The sequence below is a fragment of the Occultella aeris genome (assembly GCF_902703175.1).
Taxonomy (GTDB): Bacteria; Actinomycetota; Actinomycetes; order Actinomycetales; family Beutenbergiaceae; genus Occultella; species Occultella aeris.
The window spans coordinates 1-19,971 of the sequence record NZ_CACRYJ010000036.1; the positions used below are offsets into that span (position 1 = coordinate 1).

The following is a 19,971-nucleotide window of genomic DNA, read 5'->3' on the forward strand; positions in this document are numbered from 1 at the left end:
GCTGGGGGTGGGGGCCGATCTGTCCGGTGCTCAGGTGGTGGGCGATGAGGTCGGCGAGGATGTCCGAGCGCAGTTGTTCCAGAGTGCGGGGGTCGCCTGTGGCTTTGGCGGTCGCGGCCGCGGCGTCCAGAGTGAGGTCGAAGGTGAGGGCGTCGGCGGCCGGCCAGTACAGGGTCTGGCTGGCCATGCCGTCGGCGACCATCCGGGCCCGGGAGACGTACCGCTTCTCGGACGCGACCTGGGCGCGTTGGGTGAAGCTGGCCGGGTCTGCCTGCGCGACGGCGGTGGCGATCTCACGCTGGAGGCGGTACCGGGTCCACCCCGGTGCCTTGGGCAGGATCTCGGCCTGGACCTCCAGCGCCGGTTCGGCGTCCAGCACCGCGACGGCGGTCGCGATCAGGTCCGCTTTGGCGGCGTCGATGTGCCCGGCTGCCAACGCGTCACCGGTCGGCGCGGCGATCGTGGTCTGCAGCTTGCCGACGCTGATGAGCCGGTTCGCCTCCCGCTTGGAGCACCCGAGCCGGGGGGCGATCTCCTCGGCGGCGATGCTGGAGCGGAAGTTCGTCTTGCGGTCCAGCACGGCGGGCTTGTCCATGCTCATCGGGACCCGTCCGGCGAGCTCGGCGGACGCGGCCCGGACACCGGCCGCGCAGGCGGACTCCAGGTGCCGCCACAGGGCGATGAGTTCGACGAGGTCGTACTCATCGATCCCGGACAGGTCCCGATCGGGACCCAGCGCCCGTTCGAGCTCGGCCAGGGTGAAGGAATCCACGCGTGGGCGGTCGGCGAGGGCCTCGAAATCGACCGGGGGAATCTCATCGGAGCCACCCGACCCGCAGAGGTCGGCGTCCTCGACGGGGAACTCCTCGACCCGGTCGAACAGGGCGTAGGAGGCCTCCAGCCAGGCCCGGTCGGTGGCCAGCTCGGCCACGTCCCAGGGCGGGGTCCCGACCTGGCCCCCGACCTCACTGCCACTCGACTCGTACACGTGTTCTATCCTAGGAGCCCACCCCAGAATCCGCAAGATATCAACGAAAATGTGGACTCCGAGACATCAGCCCGCACCCTGTGGATGAGGCTTCATCAACAGATCAGGTGGAGGATGCGGCAGCCGTATTGGTGTCGTTCGGACCGGTCGTGGACCCGGCTCAACGGATCGGTTGGAGGTGGTCGCGGTCCTGGTCCTGTTCGGACCGGTCGCGAGCCCGGCTCATCGGATCAGGCGGAGGCTGCGGTCCTTGAGCGGATCAGACCGGTCGCCAACTCGGTCAGTGGATCCGTGCGCAACGAGTAGTACGCCCAGCGTCCACGTTGCTCCCGCGCAAGCAGTCCGGCGCTGACCAGGATCTTCAAGTGGTGACTCACGGTCGGCTGGGACAGGCCCACCGGCTCGGTGAGGTCGCACACGCAGGCCTCACCATCGGGCTGCGCGGCGATGATCGCAAGGAGCTGGACGCGGGTCGGGTCGGCGAGCGCCTTGAATCCCTGTGCGATGTCCCGAGCGGTCGCCGGGTCGAGGGCGGCGTCGCCGGCGGGAGGCGCGCAGCAATCAGCGCCAACGGAGGCGAGTCCGACGGTGGTCGACATGGGTCCATTCTGGCATAGATTGACAATCTTCGATGCGTAGCCCAACCTTGCCATATTGATGTTTCTCGATGGGAGCGCAGAGATGAGCAGCACAGCGGACGTCAGGCGGGACGAGTTGCCGATCGTGGTGATCGGAGCCGGGCCGGTGGGGCTCGCCGCCGCGGCGCACCTGCTGGAACGCGGCCTCGAACCGCTCATCATCGAGTCCGGCGACGGTCCAGGGTCCGCCATCGCCTCCTGGGGCCACGTGCGGCTGTTCTCGCCCTGGCGGTACGACGTCGACGGCGCGGCGCGGCGGCTCCTGGAACCCACGGGCTGGCTGATGCCGGACGCCGAGGCGTTGCCCACCGGCGCCGACCTGGTCACGCGCTACCTGACCCCGCTGGCCCAGACCGATGCGATCGCATCCCGGCTACGGACCCGAACGCGCGTCGTCGGAGTCAGCAGGGACGGCGCCGACAAGACCCAGAGCCTCGGACGCGACCGCCGGGCCTACCTGGTGCGGGCCGTCGTCGGTGAGGGACCCGACAGCGTGGACATCCTCGCCCGCGCAGTCATCGACGCCTCCGGCACGTATGGTCGGCCCAACCCGCTGGGTCGGGGTGGTCTGCCCGCTGTGGGCGAGGATCGGGCCGGCGAGTATATGACCGGGCCGCTCCCGGACGTCCTCGGTGCCCAGCGGCACCGGTTCGCAGGCCGCCACACTCTCGTCGTCGGCATGGGGCACTCCGCCGCGAACAGCCTGTTGAGCCTGGTAGAACTGGCCGAGTCCGAGCCAGGCACCACGATCACGTGGGCGATCCGGGGCGGCTCGGCCCGTCGCCTGTTCGGCGGCGGGGCCGACGACGAGCTGCCTGCGCGCGGCCTCCTCGGGACCAAGCTCCGCGACGCCGTCGACGCCGGCCGGCTGCAGTTGCTCACCAGGGTTCGCATCGAGGAGCTCCGTCCGAGCGGTGACACGGTCAAGGTCCTCGGCCACACCAAGGACGACCGCCTCGACCTCGACACGCATGCGATCGTCAACGCGACCGGCTTCCGCCCCGACCTGGACATGTTGCGCGAGGTTCGCCTCGACCTCGACCCCGTCGTGGAGGCGCCGACGGCGCTGGCGCCCCTGATCGACCCGAACCAGCACTCCTGTGGCACCGTTCCTCCGCACGGGGAGCGCGTCCTGGCGCACCCCGACGACGGGTTCTACCTGGCCGGCATGAAGTCCTACGGCCGTGCGCCCACCTTCCTGTTGGCGACCGGGTACGAGCAGGTCCGCTCGATCGCCGCCGCACTGTCGGGGGACCGGGTCGACGCGGACACGCTCCAACTGAGCCTGCCCGCTACCGGGGTCTGCTCCACCGATCTGCCGGGAGACTCCGACGGCGGGTCCGGCTCGTGTTGTGGTGCGTCGCCCGACGAGCCCCAACTCGTCACGCTGGGAGTAGGCGCGGCAGCGGGTGTCGGGTTCGCCACCGGCGTGGTGCACGGTCGCTCGGGCGATACGCCGAGGGACTGAGCCCGGGTCGGTCGCAGGCCGCATCCCGGCCCCGGCCCAGCACCCCACCCGGCGTACTCGAGCGCCCGGCGAGCGCCATCCCCTAGGCTGACGGCGAGACGGGGGTGGGGCGCGATGCTACGGGTGACGCTGCGCGGGTCGGGCGTGCCGACGGTGGTGCTCGGGTCCGGAGACACCCTGCTCGTGGGTCGATCGCCGGACAGTGCACTGCCCGAGGTCGACGCGGACACCCAACTGCATCTCACGGCCCTCGCGCTGCCCCGGGTCGCACCGCACGTCTCCCGCGTGGTCGGTGAGGTCCAGGTCGGCGAGGAGGTCGTCCGGCTCCGGTGGCGCGGCAGCACCGGCGCCCAGCTGTCCTCCCTGTTCGACGCCCCCGGCGGCGCGCGTCGGGTAGCCCTCTCCGAGGGCATGGCCGCCCTGCTCGACGAGGGCGAGAACCACCTGCTCGTCCTGCGCGGCCGGCAGACGCCCACGGGGACCTTCACCGACCTCGTCCTCGTCGTGGACGTCGAGGAGGTCCGCGACGAGCCGGCGCCGGTAGCGCTGGTCGCCGAGGGCGACCCCGACGGCGCCGCCACCGCCGACGCACCGCACCTGGAGCGCTGGTCGCGAGAGTGGTACGTCGCCCTGGCCCTCGCCGAGCCCTGGTTGACCGGCGCGGACGACTACCCCCGGCCGCCTTCGAACCGGGAGATCTACGAGCGCATCCTGCACTGGCGCGGCCACGCCTGGAACCTCGAACGCGCGCAGCGCGTGGACGACGCGATCCGCTCCGTGGCCCGCCTCGCGTTCGGCCCGGACGACGACCCGTTCACCGTGACGGAGGGCCGCGTGCAGAACGTGAGGTTCGCCGTCGGGCGCCGTGCCGCGGAGGTGCGACTGGTGACGACGGCGGATCTCGAGGCCGTTCACGACGCCCGTTCACGCGGTGCCGGCCTCAATCCTGGGGCTCCGACCGCGCTGTAGCGGCGGAACGTTCCACCCCCTGTTCGCTGGCTTCTCCGGCGGCGGCGCTCCTAGCGTCGAAGGCAGGTCGACAAGGCGTCGACGAAGCCGCAGGAGGACACCATGACGTACGACCGCTCGCAGTTCTACGGCATCGACACCGAGTACTCCCGGGACGCCTCCCGGAACATGGACACCGGCGCCCAGGACCTCAAGTCCATGGTCGGCAACGTCTCCGCCATGCTCGAATCCGTGCTCTGGATCGGGCCCGCCGCCAGCAAGTTCAAGCAGGACTGGGACGGCTCGCTGCGCCCCGAGCTCGAGGCTGCCACGGACTCCCTCAGCGAGAACGCGGCCGAGCTGCGCCGCCGCGCGGACCTCCAGGACGAGGTCTCCAGCTGACGTCGCCGGCCGCAGCCGGGGCGGAAGTTTCCACCCCCACAGCGCTGGCCCCGGCAGCGACCCGGTGCCTAGCGTCATCGACCAGCAGCACCGGCCACCCGCACCACCGGGCCGGGCACGACCCAGCAGTTCCGACAGACCAGAGCGACTTCCAGAAGCAGAGAGGAGACCGGCGATGACCGGGTTCCAGGGCGCCGACGTCAGCGCACTCGACGAGATGGCCCAGAAGGCCCAGGAGGGTGCCGACTACGCGAAGATGATCGCAAAGGCGCTGAAGCTCGTGGTCAAGGCACTCCGGGCGATGAGCTGGACCGGCTGGGCCGCCGCGTTCGCCAACTACCTCGAGTTCACCGTGATCCCGTGGATCGAGACCACCGGTGAGGCGCTCGAGCGGTTCGCCAACATCCTCAAGGCCGCATCGGCCCTGCAGAAGTCGGTCAGCGGCGACTCGCCATCGGTCTCCATCCCGGCGAGCGCCTACACCAGCCCGAACATGCCGGCCACGACGGCGGTCAACCCGCCGATGCTGTCCGCGCCGCTGCCGGCCATCTCGAACGGGCAGATGCCCACGGGTGCCGTCGGTGACGGGGCCGTGGTGATCACGCCGACCGGCGTCGGCTCCCGGTCCAGCTCGCTCGGCAACACCGGATCGAGCGGCGGTGGCGCCACGATCATCACCCCGGACGGGCTGACCATCCGCTGGGACGGCACGGGCACCCTCGGCCTGTCCACGGGCGGCTCGGCCTCCGGCTCCACGAGCCTGCCCACCGCGATCTCCGCCCAGGGCGCGGCCTCGGCCGCCGTCGGCGGGGGAGCTGCGGCGATCGCCCCGGTGGCCGCTGCGGCGCTCGCCGCGGGCGGCTCAGGCTCCGGCCCGACGGCGTCCGGCGGCTCCGGCTCGTCGGGCTCGCTCGGCGCGGGGTCACTGGGGTCGACGTCGCTGGGCTCCCCGGGTTCGTCCGGAAGCTCCGGTGGTGGGTCCGGCTCGAGCGGTGGCTCTGACACTGGACCCGGCGGCATCGGCTCCGCCGGCGGCGGGCTCGGCTCGGGTGGCTCCGGGTCGGCCGGTTCCGGTGGCTCGGGCCTCGGCTCCGGATCCCTCGGCCGCGGCGGCCCTGGCATCACGGCGGGTGACCCGGCGACAACATCGGCACCGGTCACCTTCGGTGCCCCGGGCGGGTCCAGCATCGGCACCGCCACCGGCGGCTCGCCCCCGCTGCTCGGCGCGGACACCGTGGCCGGCGGCTCCTCGACCAACCCCGCTCTCCTCGCGGCACCCCTCGGGCTCGCCGGACTGGGCACCGCGGCACTCGGTGCCCTGCGCCGGAAGGACGGTGATCTGCCCGAGGGGTTCGACGACGAGGACTGACCCCCCGACCTGACCGCACGACCAGCAGCGACCAGTACGACCAGCAGTCACCAGTTCCGACCAGCACGAACCACCCAAACCGCTGAGCGACTCAGCGCCTACGAAGGGACACACCATGAGCACCACCGTCTACGGCATGGACATCACCGCCGCACGCGACCTCGTCCGGGTGATGAACTCCGACGCCGACGTGATCAACCAGCTGACTGCGCAGCTGACGCAGCAGCTCGAGGCGACCCCCTGGTACGGACCCGACGCGCAGCGATTCACCAGCGACTGGCAGGGCCAGTACGTACCGGCCCTGCAGAACGTGGTCCAGGCGCTCCAGGAGAACGCCACGATCCTGAGCCAGCAGGCCGACGACCAGGAGCGCGCCTCCTCCTGACCCGGCCCTCGCCGTCGACCACGGCGGGCTCCGCCGACGGCCGGCTCCCCTCCCCGGGAGCCGGCCGTCGCGCTGTCCGGGCAGCGTTCGGCCGCCGACTACGACGTGGTGATGGGCGCGGATTCCACGTGAGCGATAGCCCAGTCCAGCGCATAGTCGGCGACCTCTTCCCAGCCCGGTTCCGCGCAGATCCAGTGCGAACGCCCCGGGAACTCGTGGTACTCGGTCAGGGAGGGGGACTTGGCCCAGTGCTTCGCATTGGACTTGTTCACCGACGGCGGCATGATGTGGTCCTCGCTGCCGCCGATGAACAGCAGCGGAGCGCGCTCGATCGAGTAGTCGACCCAGGTCTCCTGCGGACCCGGCTTGAGGTTCGCAATCAGCCCGTACGCCCACACCCAGTTGCCGGGCGCCGCGATCGCGTACTTGCGCCACACCGCGTCGGAGTCCTCCCTCGACAGCGTGTTCGCGAACGCGTAGTGGAACTCCTCCGGAGTGAACGCGACGGCCTTGTGGAAGTTCGCCGGGTTCTTCAGCGCCGGGAAGAGGGAGCGCACCTGCGACAGCGGGCTCACCCGCACGCCCTCGGTCGGGGCGGAGTCGACCACGACGGCTGCTGCGCCGAGGCCGCGCGCGAGGAGCAACTGGGTCAGCGCCCCGCCGAAGGAGTGGCCCATGATCACGGGCGGCCGGGGCAGCGCCTCGATCTGAGCCGCGAGGTGGTCGACGGTCTCCGGAACGGTCACGTTCGCGATCACGTCGGGATTCTTGCGGAGCTCTTCGACCTCGACCTCGAAGCCGGGGTAGGCGGGGGTGAGCACGGTGAAGCCCTTCGCTTCGTAGTGCGCCTTCCATCCTTCCCAGCTGCGTGGAGTCATCCACAGTCCGTGCACGAGGACGATGGTGTCCGGGGTTGGTGGGTGCGACATGATCCTGCTCTCTGTGTAGGGGGTGGGTGGTCAGGCCTCGACGAACGCGAGAAGGTCCGCGTGCAGCCGGTCACGGTCGGTGTCGGGCAATCCGTGTGCCCCGCCCTCGTAGACCGTCAACGTCGCACCTGGGATCAGCGCGGCCGAGCGTTTGCCGCCGACCTCGAACGGGACGATCTGGTCGTCGTCGCCGTGGATGATCAGCGTCGGCACGTCGACCTTGGCCAGGTCCGGACGGAAGTCCGTTGCCGAGAAGGCGGCGATGCACTCGTACGCTGCTCGATGTCCGCACGCCATGGACTGCAGCCAGAACGCGTCACGAACACCTTGGGAGACGTCGTTGTTGCGGTTGTTGCCGAAGAAGGGACCGTCGGCGAGGTCGCGGTAGAGCTGGGAGCGGTCGGATGCCTCGCCGGCTCGAATCCCGTCGAAGACAGCGAGCGGCAATCCTCCGGGATTGTCGTCGCCCTCCAGCATGAGCGGCGGCACCGCCGACACGAGAACCAGTTTGGCGACACGCTCGGTGCCGTGTCGTCCGATGTACCGGACGATCTCCCCGCCCCCGGTGGAGTGGCCCACCAGGGTGATGTCGGTCAGGTCGAGGAGGTCGATGAGGCACGCGAGGTCGTCGGCGTACGTGTCCATCTCGTTGCCGTGCCAGGTTTGGCTGGAACGCCCGTGTCCGCGGCGGTCGTGCGCGATCGCCCGGTGGCCGTTCTCGGCGAGGAAGCGCGCGGTTGCTTCCCATGCGTCGGAGTTCAGCGGCCAGCCGTGGCTGAGGATCACCGGCGAGCCGTCGGTGCCCCAGTCCTTGTAGAAGATCTGTGCGCCGTCCTCGGTGGTGATGAATGACATCGCGGACTCCCGGCTCGAAGGGTGAGGGACTCCACCGATCGTGCCGACCTAGGGCTTCGACCGAACCACGTGGTCCTCGTAGTCGTCCTCCGTGTCTGCAGGAGCGAGCCTCTCGGCGAGCTGGCGACGGGAACTGACGCCGAGCTTCCGGAACACCTTCCGGAGGTGATAGTCGACGGTGTTCGTGCTGATGAAGAGCGTGGAGCTGATCTCCTGGTTCGTGCTTCCGGCAGCGGCCATGCTCGCGATCGTCTCCTCACGCGGAGTGAGTGAGGCGACTCCGGAGACCTCGGTTCGCGGCGCGTGCTCACCGGTTGCCGCGAGCTCCGACCGCGCGCGGTTCGAGAAGCTCGGTGCTCCGGCCCGTTCGAAGATCGATAGCGCCGCACGCAGCTGCTGCCTCGCGTCCCGTCTGCGTTTCATCCGCCTGAGCCACTCGCCGTAGAGGAGCCGGGCGCGGCCGAGGTCGCCGGTCGCGGTGCTCTGCTCCAGCCATCCGATGGCCGACACGAACAGCGCTTCGGCATCGGAGTCCGGCGCGAGCAGGGCGTCGCAACGGTCGGCAACTCCACGGATCCACGGTGTGCCGCTGACGGCGGCGTGGTGGCGCAGCCTGCCGGCGGCCGCGGCGGCGGCGTCGGGGTGGCCGCTTCGAACCGCTGCCTCGATGTACTCGGGCCACTGTTGGTAGGTGACCTGCAGGAAGGGTCGCTCGATCATCGGCTTGAGTCGCTTGTACGCGTCGACGTAGTGGCCCTCCGCGATGTCCCGCACGCTGAGCCCGGTCATCGCGATCGTCCAGGCGCCACCGAAGCCGGTGCCGATCGTCGCCTCTGCGATCGCCTCGACCTGCGCCCGGGGTGCACCTACCCACGCCAGGTAGGAGGCGTTGACCACCTGTTCCCCGGGGTAGCCGATCGCGCGGCGCAACTCCCGCACCTGTTCGACGTATCGACCGGCGGCGATCGGGTCGCCACGGACGAGCTCGAGGATGCTGAGCACCCAGAGCGAGGTGTCGAGGACCCTCAGGGAGCCGACATCGCGGGCGGCACGAGCCGTACGCTCGAGCAGCTCCACGCTCGCCCGCTCGTCCCACAGACCCATTCCGAGCGCGACGCCGAATCCGAGTTCGAGCAGCGTGGCGTCGTCGCAGGCCTGCAGCATCTCGACGGCGGCGCGCATGGCCGGCACCGCCTCGTCGTATGGGAGCAGGATGTGCGCGCTCAGCGCGCCGAGTGCGATGGAGAGCGGCCCGTCCTGGGACTGGGCGCCCGCGCGCAGGCGCAGCCCGAGCTGCTCGAGCGAGACGCCCTCCATCATCCACTCGGTGGTGAGCGCGAACTCGAACGCGCGGATGAGCGTGCGTTGCTCCAGCTCCGGCAGTGCGCCGTGGAAGGCGTCGGCCGCCGCGAGGAGGTCGGCCGGGGCGCGTCTGATGCCGATCGGATCGCCGAGGAAGACTGCGAGCATCGCGCGCAGGCTTGTCGATCGCCCCCGCCCGATCGTGTCGAGCGCTCGTTCGTCGAGGTCGTCGAGGAGAGAGAACGCGAACTGTGCAGCGCCCGCTCCTGCCGCCGCCTCGGCCGCCGCGATGAGGCGGCCGTTGCGGATACCGGCGTCGGAGGTCAGCTCGGCGGCACGTGCCAGCGAGTAGGCACGCGACGACAGGCCTCCCCGCATCCCCGCCCGGTCTGCGGCGGCCTCGAGTCGGTCGGCAACCGCGTCATCAGTGCCCGTGGTGGCGGCAGCGGCGTGCAGCGCCTCCACATCCGGCAGACCTCGCTCTGCGGCGACACGCGCGAGCGCGTCGTGAACCCGGCGGCGGTCGGTCCCGGGGAAGGCGCTGTAGACCGCGGACCGCACGAGGGGGTGCCGGAAGCGAACGGCGCTCCGGTGCACAGCGACGAAGCCCGAGTGTTCAGCCAGGTCCGCCACCTCGCCCGCCAGGCCGATTCGGCGTGCGGCGCCCTCGATCAGGTCCGTCGAGCCGGTGGGCTCCGCAGCCGCCAGCAGCAGCCAGGTCTGTACGCTCGCAGGGTACTCCCGCAGTTCTCGGGTGTAGTGCTGCTCGAGTCGCCGGCCGATGGGGAAGGGTTGCTCGGCGAGGGAGGCGTCCGTCAACTGCTCGACGGTGAAGTCGTGAGACAGGTCGATCATGGCCAGCGGGTTGCCTCCCGTCTGCTCGGCGATCTGGGCCGCCAGATACGGATCGAAGACGCCGGACGTCGATTCGCGCAGGAGCTGCACTGCCGACAGCGGGTCGAGTCCGCCCAGGCGGTGAGTGGGCACACCGGCAGTGATCAGGTCGAAGGGGCCGTCGTCACGCGCCGAGAAGAGAAGCACGACGGACTCGGCCTTCAGCCGCCGGGAGACGAACGCCAGCACTTCCAGGGACTCTCGATCGAGTTGGTGGGCGTCGTCGATCACACACACCACCGGTCCGTCCTCACCCGCCGCCGCGAGGAGGGAGAGCATGCCGAGGCCCACGAGGTAGCGATCGGGCGGGGGGCCGTCTGCCGCTCCGGCCGCCACTCGCAGCGCGTCCCGTTGATGTGCCGGCAAGGCGCCGAGGAACGGCTGCAGCGGCGTGCCCAGCCGTTGCATTCCTGCGAACGGAAGAGCCGACTCGGCCTGGAACCCGTCCACACGCAGTAGGAGAGCGCTCTCGATCGACTCCGTCACGGTGCGCAGGAGCGCAGTCTTGCCGATCCCGGGTTCGCCCCGAAGAACGAGCGCCGCGCTCACGCCGTTGCGGGCACCTGTGACCAAGCCCTCGATCAGCCGGATGTCGTCGGCCCTGCCATACAGAGGCGAAGCGGACCGGTGCTGTGCGAAGGGCACCATGCGACCTCCCTTCGTGGAGGCTCGGACGGCTTGCTGGTGCGCCAAGAGTGTCGGAGAGCTGGATCGCTTGTCGAGACCCGGCCGGCAGGTTCCTTGAAGCGGCCGGCGACGCCGCCGTGCGGCAGCACGCGGCGGAAGTTTCCACCCCACCGTGCCTGGACCGCGGTCGCAGGCACTCATAGCGTCATCGGCAGGACAGATCCGGCCAGTGATGAGGAGCCCGCCGTGTGGCGAGTGAGTGTGCGACCGAGTGCGGAGAGCAGGCTCTCCCCGGTCGACGTGGTGGTCACCGCGGACGCCGGCGGCAAGGTCGGCGACCTCGCTGCGAGCCTGGGCACACACCTCGGTGGCGGCGCCGGTCAGCTGCTGCTGGCCCCGACGACCGGCGGACGACCCTGGTCCGCCGACACTCCGCTGTCCCAGGCGCCGCTGCGCGACGGCGACATCCTCGAGGTCGCCTCGGTCCCGGCCGAGTGGCTGACCCGCCCCGGCCGGACCGGCACCGCCCGCGCCGTCGTGCACGTGGTCGCCGGCCCCGACGCGGGCACGCAGATCCCGATCACCGGCGAGGTCGCCACGATCGGCCGCTCCGCCGATGCCGCCGTCCACCTCAACGACCCGCTGGTCAGCCGCCACCACGCCCAGATCCTGCTCACCGACACCCCCGTCGTCGTCGACCAGGGCTCCGCGCACGGCACCCGCGTGGCCGGGCGGGCCGTGAACCGGCCGCAGGCGCTCGCCTGGGGCGAGCAGATCACGGTCGGATCCTCGGTGCTGGTGATCCGGCAGGCGGGCCGATCCGGCACCGACGCGGGGCCCGACGGCGGGGGCGAACGTGGCGTACTCCGCTCGCCCCGGTTCGGGGTGCGGGTCGAGGCGCTCGAGCATGGGATCCCGGTGGCCCCGGCGCAGGTCCGCAAGATCCAGGTCCCCTGGCCGATGATGCTCCTGCCGATGCTCATGGGTGGCGCCATGTTCGCGCTGATGCGCAACCCGTTCTCCCTGATCTTCATGCTCGGATTCCCCACGATGATGGGCGTCAACTACCTCATGCAGGTGCGCACCGCCCGCCGCGAGCACGCCGAGCAGGCCGCGATCTGGCGCGAGGAGGTCGACGGGATCCTCACCCTGATGGACACCGCGGCACGCTCGCAGGCGGAGCAGGCCGCCGACGACGAGCCCGAGCTCGACGTCGTCCTGGCCCGGGCCACCTCCCGCGACCATCGGCTCTGGACCCGCCAGCGCGAGGATGCCGACTTCCTCACCGTCCGCGCCGGCCGCGGCCCGCGCCCGGCCCTGGTCACCGCGAAGCTGCCGGGCACCCAGGGCGACCGGGTGCTGCGCGCTGAGGCCGCCGCGGCGATCAACGACCGCGCCACCCTGCCCGAGCAGCCGGTCCCGGTCCCGCTCGCGCAGGCGGCGCTGACGGCGGTCGTCGGAGCGACGGCGGACGTCGACGCCTGGGTGCGCGCCGCCGTCGTGCGCCTTGCGGTGACCCACTCCCCGAACGAGGTGCGCTTGGCCGCGGTGCTCGGCGCCGACCGCTCGCACGTGGAGTCCTGGCTGCGCTGGCTGCCGCACGCCGCCCCGCTCGCCGGCGGCACCGCGTGCGTCAGCGTCGGCGCCGGCGACGGGCAGCGCCTGCTCGAGGAACTAGCCGTCGCCGAACCGGCAGGCCTGCACACCGTTCTTCTGGTCGACGGCGGCGCGCAGGTCTCCCGCCGCCTCGTCGAGGCGGTGGCCGGGGTCGCGCAGGACCCGGAGCGCCGACTGCACCTGATCTGGATGGGGGCGAGCCTCACCGAGGTGCCGGCCGCGACCGACCTGGCCGTCGACCTGACCAGCTCGACGCTGCAGCGCGCCGCCCGCGGTGGCGTCGAGGAGCTCACCCACCGCGACGCCCTCGACCTGACCACGGCCTGGCGGGCCGCGCGGGCGCTGTCCGGGTACAAGGACGAGGCCGCGGTGGTGGCCGCCGAGTCGATGCTGCCGCAGCAGGTCCGGCTGCCGGGGCTCACCGGCGACCTCGTGGATCCCGACGACGTGGAGCGCCTCATCGAGCGCTGGGCGGCGAGCACCGGGCTGCGTGCCCAGCTCGGCACCGGCGGCGACGGCGTCATCTCCATCGACCTGCGCGAGGACGGCCCGCACGGACTGGTCGCGGGCACCACCGGCGCCGGCAAGAGCGAGCTGCTGCAGTCCCTGATCGCCTCGCTCGCGATCAACAACCCACCGTCGCGGATCACGTTCCTGCTCGTGGACTACAAGGGTGGCGCCGCGTTCCGCGAGTGCGCGCAGCTGCCGCACTCGGTCGGCTACATCACCGACCTCACCCCGGCCCTGGTGCAGCGGGCCCTGACCTCCCTGCACGCCGAGCTCACCGCCCGCGAGCACCTGCTCGCCACCTACGGCGCGAAGGACCTGATCGCCCTCGAGCGCAGCCACCCTGAGGCGGCGCCGCCGAGCATGCTCATCTGCGTCGACGAGTTCGCAGCCCTGCTCGCCGAGGTGCCCGAGTTCGTGGACGGAATGGTCTCGATCGCCCAGCGTGGCCGGTCCCTCGGCATGCACATGCTGCTCGCCACCCAGCGCCCCGCCGGTGTGGTCACCCCGCAGATCAAGGCGAACACGGACCTTCGGATCGCGCTGCGGGTGGCCTCGCCGGACGACTCCACCGACGTGATCGACGCCCCGGACGCCGCGCACCTGTCCCGGCGCACCCCCGGCCGGGCCTGGCTACGGCGCACCGGCCACGGCACTCGCGAGCTCGTCCAGGTGGCGTTCGTGGGCGCCCACGAGGAGCTGCACGAGGTCGGCGACGCCGTTCGGGTGGCCCCGTTCACGGCCCGCGACCTGCCCGGCCCGGCCCGCTCCGGTGGCACCCGGATGCACCCGAGCACCGACCTGGAGCGGATCGTGGCCACCGCCACCACCGCATTCCTGCGTACCGGCCGACCGGCCCCGAAGAAGCCGTGGATCCCGCCGATCGCACCCGAGCTGCCGATGGTGTGCACCGCGCCCGGCGAGCTCGCCCTCGGCGCCGGCGCCCGCGACGAGGCCCTCGTGGCCGGCGGCGCGAGCGACGTGGTCCGCGCCGTGCAGGCCACCGGCCAGGTGATCCTCGGCATGGTGGACCGCCCCGCGCAGCAGTCCCAGGTCCCGTTCGTGGTGGACTACGCCCGTTCCGGGCACCTGCTCGTGTTCGGGTCCTCCGGCGCCGGCAAGACCGAGCTGCTGCGCACCCTGGCCGCCTCCGTCACCGCCGGCAGCCAAGGCAACTCCGGCACGGCGGCCGTCGCCGACTGCGTCTACGGCATCGACGCCGGCGGTGGCGGACTCACCGTCCTGGAGCGGCTCGACTCGGTCGGCTCCGTGGTCGTGGAGCAGCAGCTCGAGCGGATGCTGCGGCTGATCAGGATGCTGCACCGCACCGTCACCGAGCGCAACGCCGCGCTGGCCTCGCGCGGGGTCGCGGACCTGGCCGCGCTCGCCGCGACCGGGGTGGACCTGCAGCGCATCCACCTGCTCATCGACAACCTGCCGGCCGTGATGGACTCCCTCGAGGGCGGCGGCGCGGCCCGGCGCCAGCATGGCGAGCAGCTGCTCACCATCCTCCAGGAGGGACGCCGCGCCGGCGTGCACATCACCGCGACCGCACCGCAGCGCACCGGGCTGCCGAGCCAGTTGCAGGCCGCCTTCGGGCAGCGTCTCGTGATGCGGATGACCGTCACCGACGACTACGCCATGCTCGGGGTCCCCGCAAATGTGCTCGACGGCGAATCCCCGGCCGGGCGGGCACTGTCCGGTAAGGACGAGGTCCAGATCGCGACCCTCGGCGGCGCCGGGACCCCACTGCAGGCGCAGCGCCTGGACGAGCTGATGGCCGTGGTGGCCGAGCGGTACGCCGGCGAGCCGCCGGCCGCCGTGCCGGTGCTGCCGACCCGGCTGCCGCAGCACCTCCTGCCCGCGCCCACGGCCGACGAGCTCTGCCTCGGCGCCGAGGAGAGCTTCGTGGCCCCGGTCAACCTGGCCCTGCGGGCGGCGCCGCTGCTGATCACCGGCCGGTCCCGATCCGGCCGCACCAGCGCGTTGCTCGGGGTGGCGCAGCTCGCCCGCCGCTCGAGCGCCCCGCCGGTGCGGATCGTGTTCGCCGGGCCGCGCGCCCAGGCTGTCGTGGCGGTGCCTGGCGGCACGCTGTCCGCCGCGGAGGTGTCCGACGACGTCCTGGCCACTCCCGAGGAACTGCTCGCCTGGGTGGAGGGTGGCGGCATCCGCGCAGACGGCGCCACGGACGACGACTGGACCCTCCTGCTGCTGGACGACCTGCACGAGTGGGAGCGCGCCTGGGAGGCCAACGGCCCCGAACGGCGTGCGCTCGAGGCGCTCGCCGCCCACCTGACGTCCATGCCGGGCGGAAGCACCGCCGTCGTCGGCGTTGCGGACCCGGACGACGCCCGCTCCCGCCAGCACATCCCGGGCGTGATCGCCCTGCTGCGACGCTCACGCCGTGCGGTACTGCTGTCCCCGGAGATGGGCGACGGGTCGCTGGTGGCGGCGCAGATCCCGATGAACAGCCACGAGCCGCTGACCGGCGCCGGTCGAGGGCTCCTCGTGAACGGCGGATCGTCGCACGTTCTCCAATTAGTATCGGCCTCGGTGGAGGGGGCCCGATGATGGCACGGAGCAAGCGCAGTCCGATGACCTGGTGGCGCTCGCGCACCGCGGGCCGCGGCCGTGACCGCGGCTTCGTGGAGGCCGGCGTGGCCGCGGCCGGCGGCCTGCTAGTGGTGGGCGCCGTCGTCGGCAACGGGGTGGCCGCCGCGCTGATCGACATGTCCGACGGGCAGACCTGGTTGGCCGACGACGACGGCCGCGTGGTGCAGATCAATCCGGCGACGGGTCAGCCCGAGCGGCGCCTGATCATCGGCGAACCCGGCAGCGAGCTTGAGGTCTCCCAGCGGGACGGGCAGCTCATCGTCACCGACCTGACCACCGGGATGATCACCGCCGTCGACCTGGCCAGCCTCGTTGCCAGCGGCGCCCGCGGCGTGGACCCCGAGACAGAAGTGCTCGTCGGGGGAGGCCAGGTGGTCCTGGTCGACCTCGAGCCCGGCACCGTCCGGGCCGTGGACCCGCTCACCCTGCGCGATCTGGGCCGACCCTTCCGCACCGATGACCTCGCCGACGCCGTGATCGACGACGAGGGGTCGGTCTGGATCATCGGCACCGGCGGCACTCTGACCGAGCTCGACTACTCCCCGGACGCGGCCGAGTTCGTCACGTCGACGTCCCGGCCGGTCGCCGGGGCGGGCCCGCAGTCCCGGCTGGTGCCGCACGCGGCCGGGGTGACCGTGTTCGCTCCCGACCAGGGCTCTGTGGTGCAGGTCGGCGCCGGGCGGGATCTCGCGGTCAGCGTCGCGGCCTTGGAGGGCACCGTCGCCGAGGCGGACTACGCGCCGGCCGACCTGGTCCCGGCCTCGGCGGAGGAGGCCGGCCGGGTGTTCCTGCTCACCGACGGGCGGATCCTGAACGTGGATGTCGGCGGTCTCGGTTGTGAGCGGCCTGGCAGCCCGGCCGTGTTCGCGGCCAAGGTGTACGTGCCGTGCCTGGGCAACGGCCGGGTCATCGTTCTGGACTCGGCCGGCGCCCGGGCCGGGGCGGACATCGTGGTTCCCGGTGGTGGCGACCCGACCCTGGTGGTCGACGACGGGCGGCTCTACGTGAGCACCCCGGCCGACGGCCGGATCGTGGTGGTCCAGCCCGACGGGTCCACCCAGATGGTCGACGTCGCCGCGGCCGAGGTCCCGGTCCAGGCCGTGGACCGTCCCCCGCCCGCGAGACCCACGCTGCCCGTGACGACTCCGCCGGTGAACAACCCGCCGGTGAACAACCCGCCGGTCAACGTGCCGCCGCCGGCCACGCCCGACCCCGATCCGACCAGTGATCCGACCGACGGCGGGAACGGCAGCAACGGGAACGACGCCGACCTGGCGCCCTCCGGCCTCGCCGCACAACTGCGGGCCGACGGCACGGTGACGCTCACCTGGACGCCGCCGGTGACCACGCCCGAGTCGGTCCGGGTGACCAGCTCGGACGGTGTCGCAGACCGGGCGGTCGCGCCCGGCGCCACATCCGTCGAGGTGCCCGGCCTGTCCTGTGGCTCGATGATCACCCTCACCGTGACCGCGACCCACTCCGGCGGCAGCACCGGCGTCGGCTCCACCGGGATCCGCACCGCCGACTGCGTGACCGGAGTGAACCCGGCCGACCTGGCGCCCACGGACGTGCAGGCGGCACTTCGCGCCGACGAGAGCGTGCGGGTCACCTGGACGGCCCCCGTCGAGCTGGCGAACGAGATCCGAGTGACGAGCTCGGACGGCACCGCGAACCAGACGCTCGCCGCCGACGCCACCACGGTCGACCTGACCGGGCTGACCTGCGGGCGCAGCGTCACCATCACCGTGACCGCGTACCACGACGGCGGCATCACCGGCGCAGCGAGCGGCACGGCGACGACCGCGGTGTGCGCGGTGGACCCGGCCGACCTGGCCCCGACTGGGGCGAGCGCGGCCCTGCGCGCCGACGACAGCGTCCGGGTCAGCTGGACCGCGCCCGCGGTCGCGCCGAACGACTACCGCGTCACGAGCTCCGACGGCGCGGCCAGCCAGATGGTCGCCGCCGGCGCGGCGTCCGTGGACCTGTCCGGCCTGACCTGCGGCCGCACGCTGACGTTCACGATCACCGCGAACCACGACGGTGGGCAGACCGGTCAGGCGACCGCGAGCGCACGCACTGCCGACTGCCCGACGACTCCGCCGCCCACGGTGGAGGCGACCGCCCCGTCGAACGTCGGCGCGACCCTGAACGGCGACAACACCGTGACGGTGTCCTGGACGGCTGCCAGCTCCGGCGCGGACGAGTACCGGGTCTCGCCGAACGGCGGCGCCGCGACGTCCGTGACCGGGACGTCCGCGACCCTGACCTTGGCGCCTGGGACGTACACGTTCACCGTCACCACCCAGCTGGACGACACGAGCGCCACGTCCGCGGCGAGCAACGCCGTGACCGTGGCGGGGGCACCCGGAGCCCCGGGCACGCCGTCGATCAGCGGCGTGACGAACAACGGCTCCCAGGTGCAGGCGAACGTGTCCTGGTCCGCCGCCCCCGCGAACGGCGCCGCGGTGACCTACACGGTCACCTACACCGGCGGCTCGCTCACCACGACGGGCACCTCGACCGCGCTCACGATCAACTGCTCCGGTGCGTCACCGTGTGCCGCCGGCGGCACCCTGGACGTGAGCGTCACCCCGTCGAACGCGATCGGCACCGGACCCGCGTCGTCGGGGTCCGCGAGCGTGCCCGCGCCGCCGCCCACCGCGCCACGGAACGGGGATGCGGTTGTTTCGGGGATCTCCAACGCGAGCGCGAATGAGGACGCGCAGGTCTCGATCGGCCTCAACCCTCCGTCGCACTGGGCGAGCGACCCCGCAGGTTGTCGCCTGGTCCTGGGGGGCGTGTTGAGGGGAACCTACGACGTCGCATGCAACGCCACCTATTACTCGGTGCGGAACGTGCACGCTGGCGGCGATGCGACGGCCTACCTGGTAGCGAACAGCAACGGCGCGGTGTCAGCGACGTACTCGACGTTCATCCTCGGCCGCGACGACCAGTACTGGTGCAACGACCGAGGGGTCTGCTACCAACCGAAGTCGAATCCTTACGTGGACGACGACCCCGTGGTCGAGGTCACGCCGATTCCCTGGGCGCCGCCCGAGGTGCCCAGCCCACCCGTCTTCGCCGCCGGCTTCGGCCTGCTCGGTGCTGCCGGTCTGCTGCGCACCCAGCGCCGCCTGGCCGGCCTCCCGGTCACCGGTGCGGCCGTCACCAGCATGACCGGCATCCATCCCGCCCCGGCCAGAGCGAGCACGCCCACGGTGCCAGCGACCGCCGTCGACCCTGATCGATCCGACCCGACCGGAGACGAGCCCCGATGACTGAGAACCCCCTGGCCCCCACCGAGGCCGACGTCGCCCGGTTCCGCCTGTTGCACGATGCGGTGGTCGACGCCGTGTCCGTCGCCCTACAGGGCAAGCGGCCGGTCATCGAGCTGGCCACCGTGTCCCTGTTCGCGGGCGGGCACGTGCTCCTCGAGGACGTCCCCGGCACCGGCAAGACCACTCTGGCCCGGGCGATCGCCGCGGCGCTCGGCGGCTCCTCCCGGCGGATCCAGTTCACGCCGGACCTGCTCCCGGCCGACGTCACCGGAACGTCTGTGTTCGAGCCCGGCACCGGCCAGATCAGCTTCCGCCCCGGCCCGGTGTTCACGAACGTGCTGCTCGCCGACGAGATCAACCGGGCCGCCGCGAAGACCCAGTCCGCGCTGCTCGAGGTGATGGCCGAGCGGACCGTCACCGTCGACGGGATCGGACACACGGTGCCCGACCCGTTCGTGGTCATCGCCACCCAGAACCCGATCGACCTGGACGGCACCTACCGGCTCCCGGAGGCCCAGCTCGACCGGTTCCTGGTGCGGATCACGCTCGGCTACCCCGACGTCGAGCACGAGCTGGCCGTGCTGCGGCCGGGCTCGCGCGCCGGCGTGGTCGAGGAGGTCCCCGAGGTCACCACCGCCGAGGCAGTGGCCGCCGCCTCCCGCCAGCTGCGGCACCTGCATGTGGCCGAACCGATCCTCACCTACATCCGCGCCATCGGGGCGGCCACCCGCGCCGACTCCCGGCTCCGGCTCGGGGCGAGCACCCGGGCCCTGCGTGGCCTCGTGGCCGCCACCCAGGTCTACGCCGCCGCGCAGGGCCGCCACTTCGTGGTCCCGAGCGACGTGCAGCGCCTCGCTGGTCCCGTGCTCGCACCCCGCCCGGTGCCCGCATGACGCGGAACGGGCCACCCGTTCCGGTCCGGCCCTGCCCCCAACTCCCGGTCGGGCTCCCTCCCCAACCGGCCCTCCTCCGCGGTGCGATTCCGCGGATCATTCGCCCGATCCGCCGCACAATCGCACGCTCGCGACTGAGGGCTCCGGTCGAGCGTGTGGTTCTGCGGCGCTTGCGGGCTGTCCGCCGCACAATCGCACGCTCGCGGATGATCGGTCGGCGGGATGGCCGGGCAGTGGGGTGGCCGGCTGGCTGACCCG

13 protein-coding genes are annotated in these 19,971 nt (G+C 72.1%); 8 read left to right on the forward strand and 5 right to left on the reverse strand.

All coding sequences use genetic code 11. The annotated features are described in order from the left end of the window. Both HALOF300_RS13140 and HALOF300_RS13145 read right to left on the reverse strand, forming a co-directional pair. On the reverse strand, positions 1–988 hold a 988-nt coding region (locus tag HALOF300_RS13140; RefSeq protein ID WP_156741393.1), incomplete at its 3' end, for a DUF222 domain-containing protein. Positions 989–1,218: 230 nt separating this feature from the next. Then, positions 1,219–1,587: an ArsR/SmtB family transcription factor gene (locus HALOF300_RS13145; protein ID WP_156741394.1), complete on the reverse strand. Its 369-nt coding sequence runs from the start codon at positions 1,585–1,587 to the stop codon at positions 1,219–1,221. An 82-nt stretch (positions 1,588–1,669) separates the two neighbouring features. Between HALOF300_RS13145 and HALOF300_RS13150 the strand changes: the two genes are divergently transcribed. The 5 genes from HALOF300_RS13150 to HALOF300_RS13170 all read left to right on the forward strand — a co-directional run bounded on the left by HALOF300_RS13150 (position 1,670) and on the right by HALOF300_RS13170 (position 6,198). After that, a complete protein-coding gene (locus HALOF300_RS13150) occupies positions 1,670–3,094 on the forward strand; it encodes an FAD-dependent oxidoreductase (RefSeq protein WP_156741395.1) in 1,425 nt (474 codons plus the stop codon). A 114-nt stretch (positions 3,095–3,208) separates the two neighbouring features. Then, positions 3,209–4,063 carry a hypothetical protein gene (locus tag HALOF300_RS13155; protein WP_156741396.1) on the forward strand — a complete coding sequence of 285 codons (855 nt, stop codon included), beginning with the start codon at positions 3,209–3,211 and terminating at the stop codon, positions 4,061–4,063. Between the two features lie 102 nt (positions 4,064–4,165). Then, positions 4,166–4,444: a hypothetical protein gene (locus tag HALOF300_RS13160; protein WP_154792650.1), complete on the forward strand. Its 279-nt coding sequence runs from the start codon at positions 4,166–4,168 to the stop codon at positions 4,442–4,444. A 175-nt stretch (positions 4,445–4,619) separates the two neighbouring features. Then, positions 4,620–5,813 carry a hypothetical protein gene (locus HALOF300_RS13165; protein ID WP_156741397.1) on the forward strand — a complete coding sequence of 398 codons (1,194 nt, stop codon included), beginning with the start codon at positions 4,620–4,622 and terminating at the stop codon, positions 5,811–5,813. Between the two features lie 115 nt (positions 5,814–5,928). Continuing rightward, positions 5,929–6,198, forward strand: coding sequence for a hypothetical protein (locus HALOF300_RS13170; protein ID WP_154792652.1), 270 nt, complete (start codon positions 5,929–5,931; stop codon positions 6,196–6,198). A gap of 98 nt (positions 6,199–6,296) precedes the next feature. On the opposite strand, the gene HALOF300_RS13175 is transcribed toward HALOF300_RS13170, so the two are convergent. From HALOF300_RS13175 to HALOF300_RS13185, 3 genes are read right to left on the reverse strand one after another with little or no spacing between them, the layout of a single operon-like run. Continuing rightward, positions 6,297–7,127 (reverse strand): alpha/beta hydrolase, encoded by an 831-nt coding sequence (locus tag HALOF300_RS13175; protein WP_156741398.1) that lies wholly within the window; start codon positions 7,125–7,127, stop codon positions 6,297–6,299. Between the two features lie 30 nt (positions 7,128–7,157). Then, positions 7,158–7,982 (reverse strand): alpha/beta fold hydrolase, encoded by an 825-nt coding sequence (locus tag HALOF300_RS13180; protein ID WP_156741399.1) that lies wholly within the window; start codon positions 7,980–7,982, stop codon positions 7,158–7,160. Positions 7,983–8,030: 48 nt separating this feature from the next. Next, complete coding sequence (locus HALOF300_RS13185; RefSeq protein ID WP_156741400.1) at positions 8,031–10,826, reverse strand: helix-turn-helix transcriptional regulator; 2,796 nt, start codon at positions 10,824–10,826, stop codon at positions 8,031–8,033. 225 nt (positions 10,827–11,051) lie between these two features. Here HALOF300_RS13185 and HALOF300_RS13190 point away from each other — a divergent pair, with 225 nt between their 5' ends. The 3 genes from HALOF300_RS13190 to HALOF300_RS13200 are packed head-to-tail and all read left to right on the forward strand — an operon-like array spanning position 11,052 to position 19,713. Further along, a complete protein-coding gene (locus HALOF300_RS13190) occupies positions 11,052–15,500 on the forward strand; it encodes an FtsK/SpoIIIE domain-containing protein (RefSeq protein ID WP_156741401.1) in 4,449 nt (1,482 codons plus the stop codon). Beyond that, on the forward strand, positions 15,497–18,820 hold the full coding sequence (locus tag HALOF300_RS13195) for a hypothetical protein (protein ID WP_156741402.1): 3,324 nt from the start codon (positions 15,497–15,499) through the stop codon (positions 18,818–18,820). Before HALOF300_RS13190 ends, HALOF300_RS13195 begins: the two co-directional genes overlap by 4 nt. After that, positions 18,817–19,713: an AAA family ATPase gene (locus HALOF300_RS13200; RefSeq protein ID WP_156741403.1), complete on the forward strand. Its 897-nt coding sequence runs from the start codon at positions 18,817–18,819 to the stop codon at positions 19,711–19,713. Before HALOF300_RS13195 ends, HALOF300_RS13200 begins: the two co-directional genes overlap by 4 nt. The last annotated feature ends 258 nt before the right edge of the window (positions 19,714–19,971 follow it).

Bases quoted from the DNA above. Each gene is read 5' to 3' on its own strand.
- HALOF300_RS13145 (WP_156741394.1), bottom strand. From the start codon at position 1,587: ATGTCGACCACCGTCGGACTCGCCTCCGTTGGCGCTGATTGCTGCGCG.
- HALOF300_RS13150 (WP_156741395.1), top strand. From the start codon at position 1,670: ATGAGCAGCACAGCGGACGTCAGGCGGGACGAGTTGCCGATCGTGGTG.
- HALOF300_RS13155 (WP_156741396.1), top strand. From the start codon at position 3,209: ATGCTACGGGTGACGCTGCGCGGGTCGGGCGTGCCGACGGTGGTGCTC.
- HALOF300_RS13160 (WP_154792650.1), top strand. From the start codon at position 4,166: ATGACGTACGACCGCTCGCAGTTCTACGGCATCGACACCGAGTACTCC.
- HALOF300_RS13165 (WP_156741397.1), top strand. From the start codon at position 4,620: ATGACCGGGTTCCAGGGCGCCGACGTCAGCGCACTCGACGAGATGGCC.
- HALOF300_RS13170 (WP_154792652.1), top strand. From the start codon at position 5,929: ATGAGCACCACCGTCTACGGCATGGACATCACCGCCGCACGCGACCTC.
- HALOF300_RS13175 (WP_156741398.1), bottom strand. From the start codon at position 7,127: ATGTCGCACCCACCAACCCCGGACACCATCGTCCTCGTGCACGGACTG.
- HALOF300_RS13180 (WP_156741399.1), bottom strand. From the start codon at position 7,982: ATGTCATTCATCACCACCGAGGACGGCGCACAGATCTTCTACAAGGAC.
- HALOF300_RS13185 (WP_156741400.1), bottom strand. From the start codon at position 10,826: ATGGTGCCCTTCGCACAGCACCGGTCCGCTTCGCCTCTGTATGGCAGG.
- HALOF300_RS13195 (WP_156741402.1), top strand. From the start codon at position 15,497: ATGATGGCACGGAGCAAGCGCAGTCCGATGACCTGGTGGCGCTCGCGC.
- HALOF300_RS13200 (WP_156741403.1), top strand. From the start codon at position 18,817: ATGACTGAGAACCCCCTGGCCCCCACCGAGGCCGACGTCGCCCGGTTC.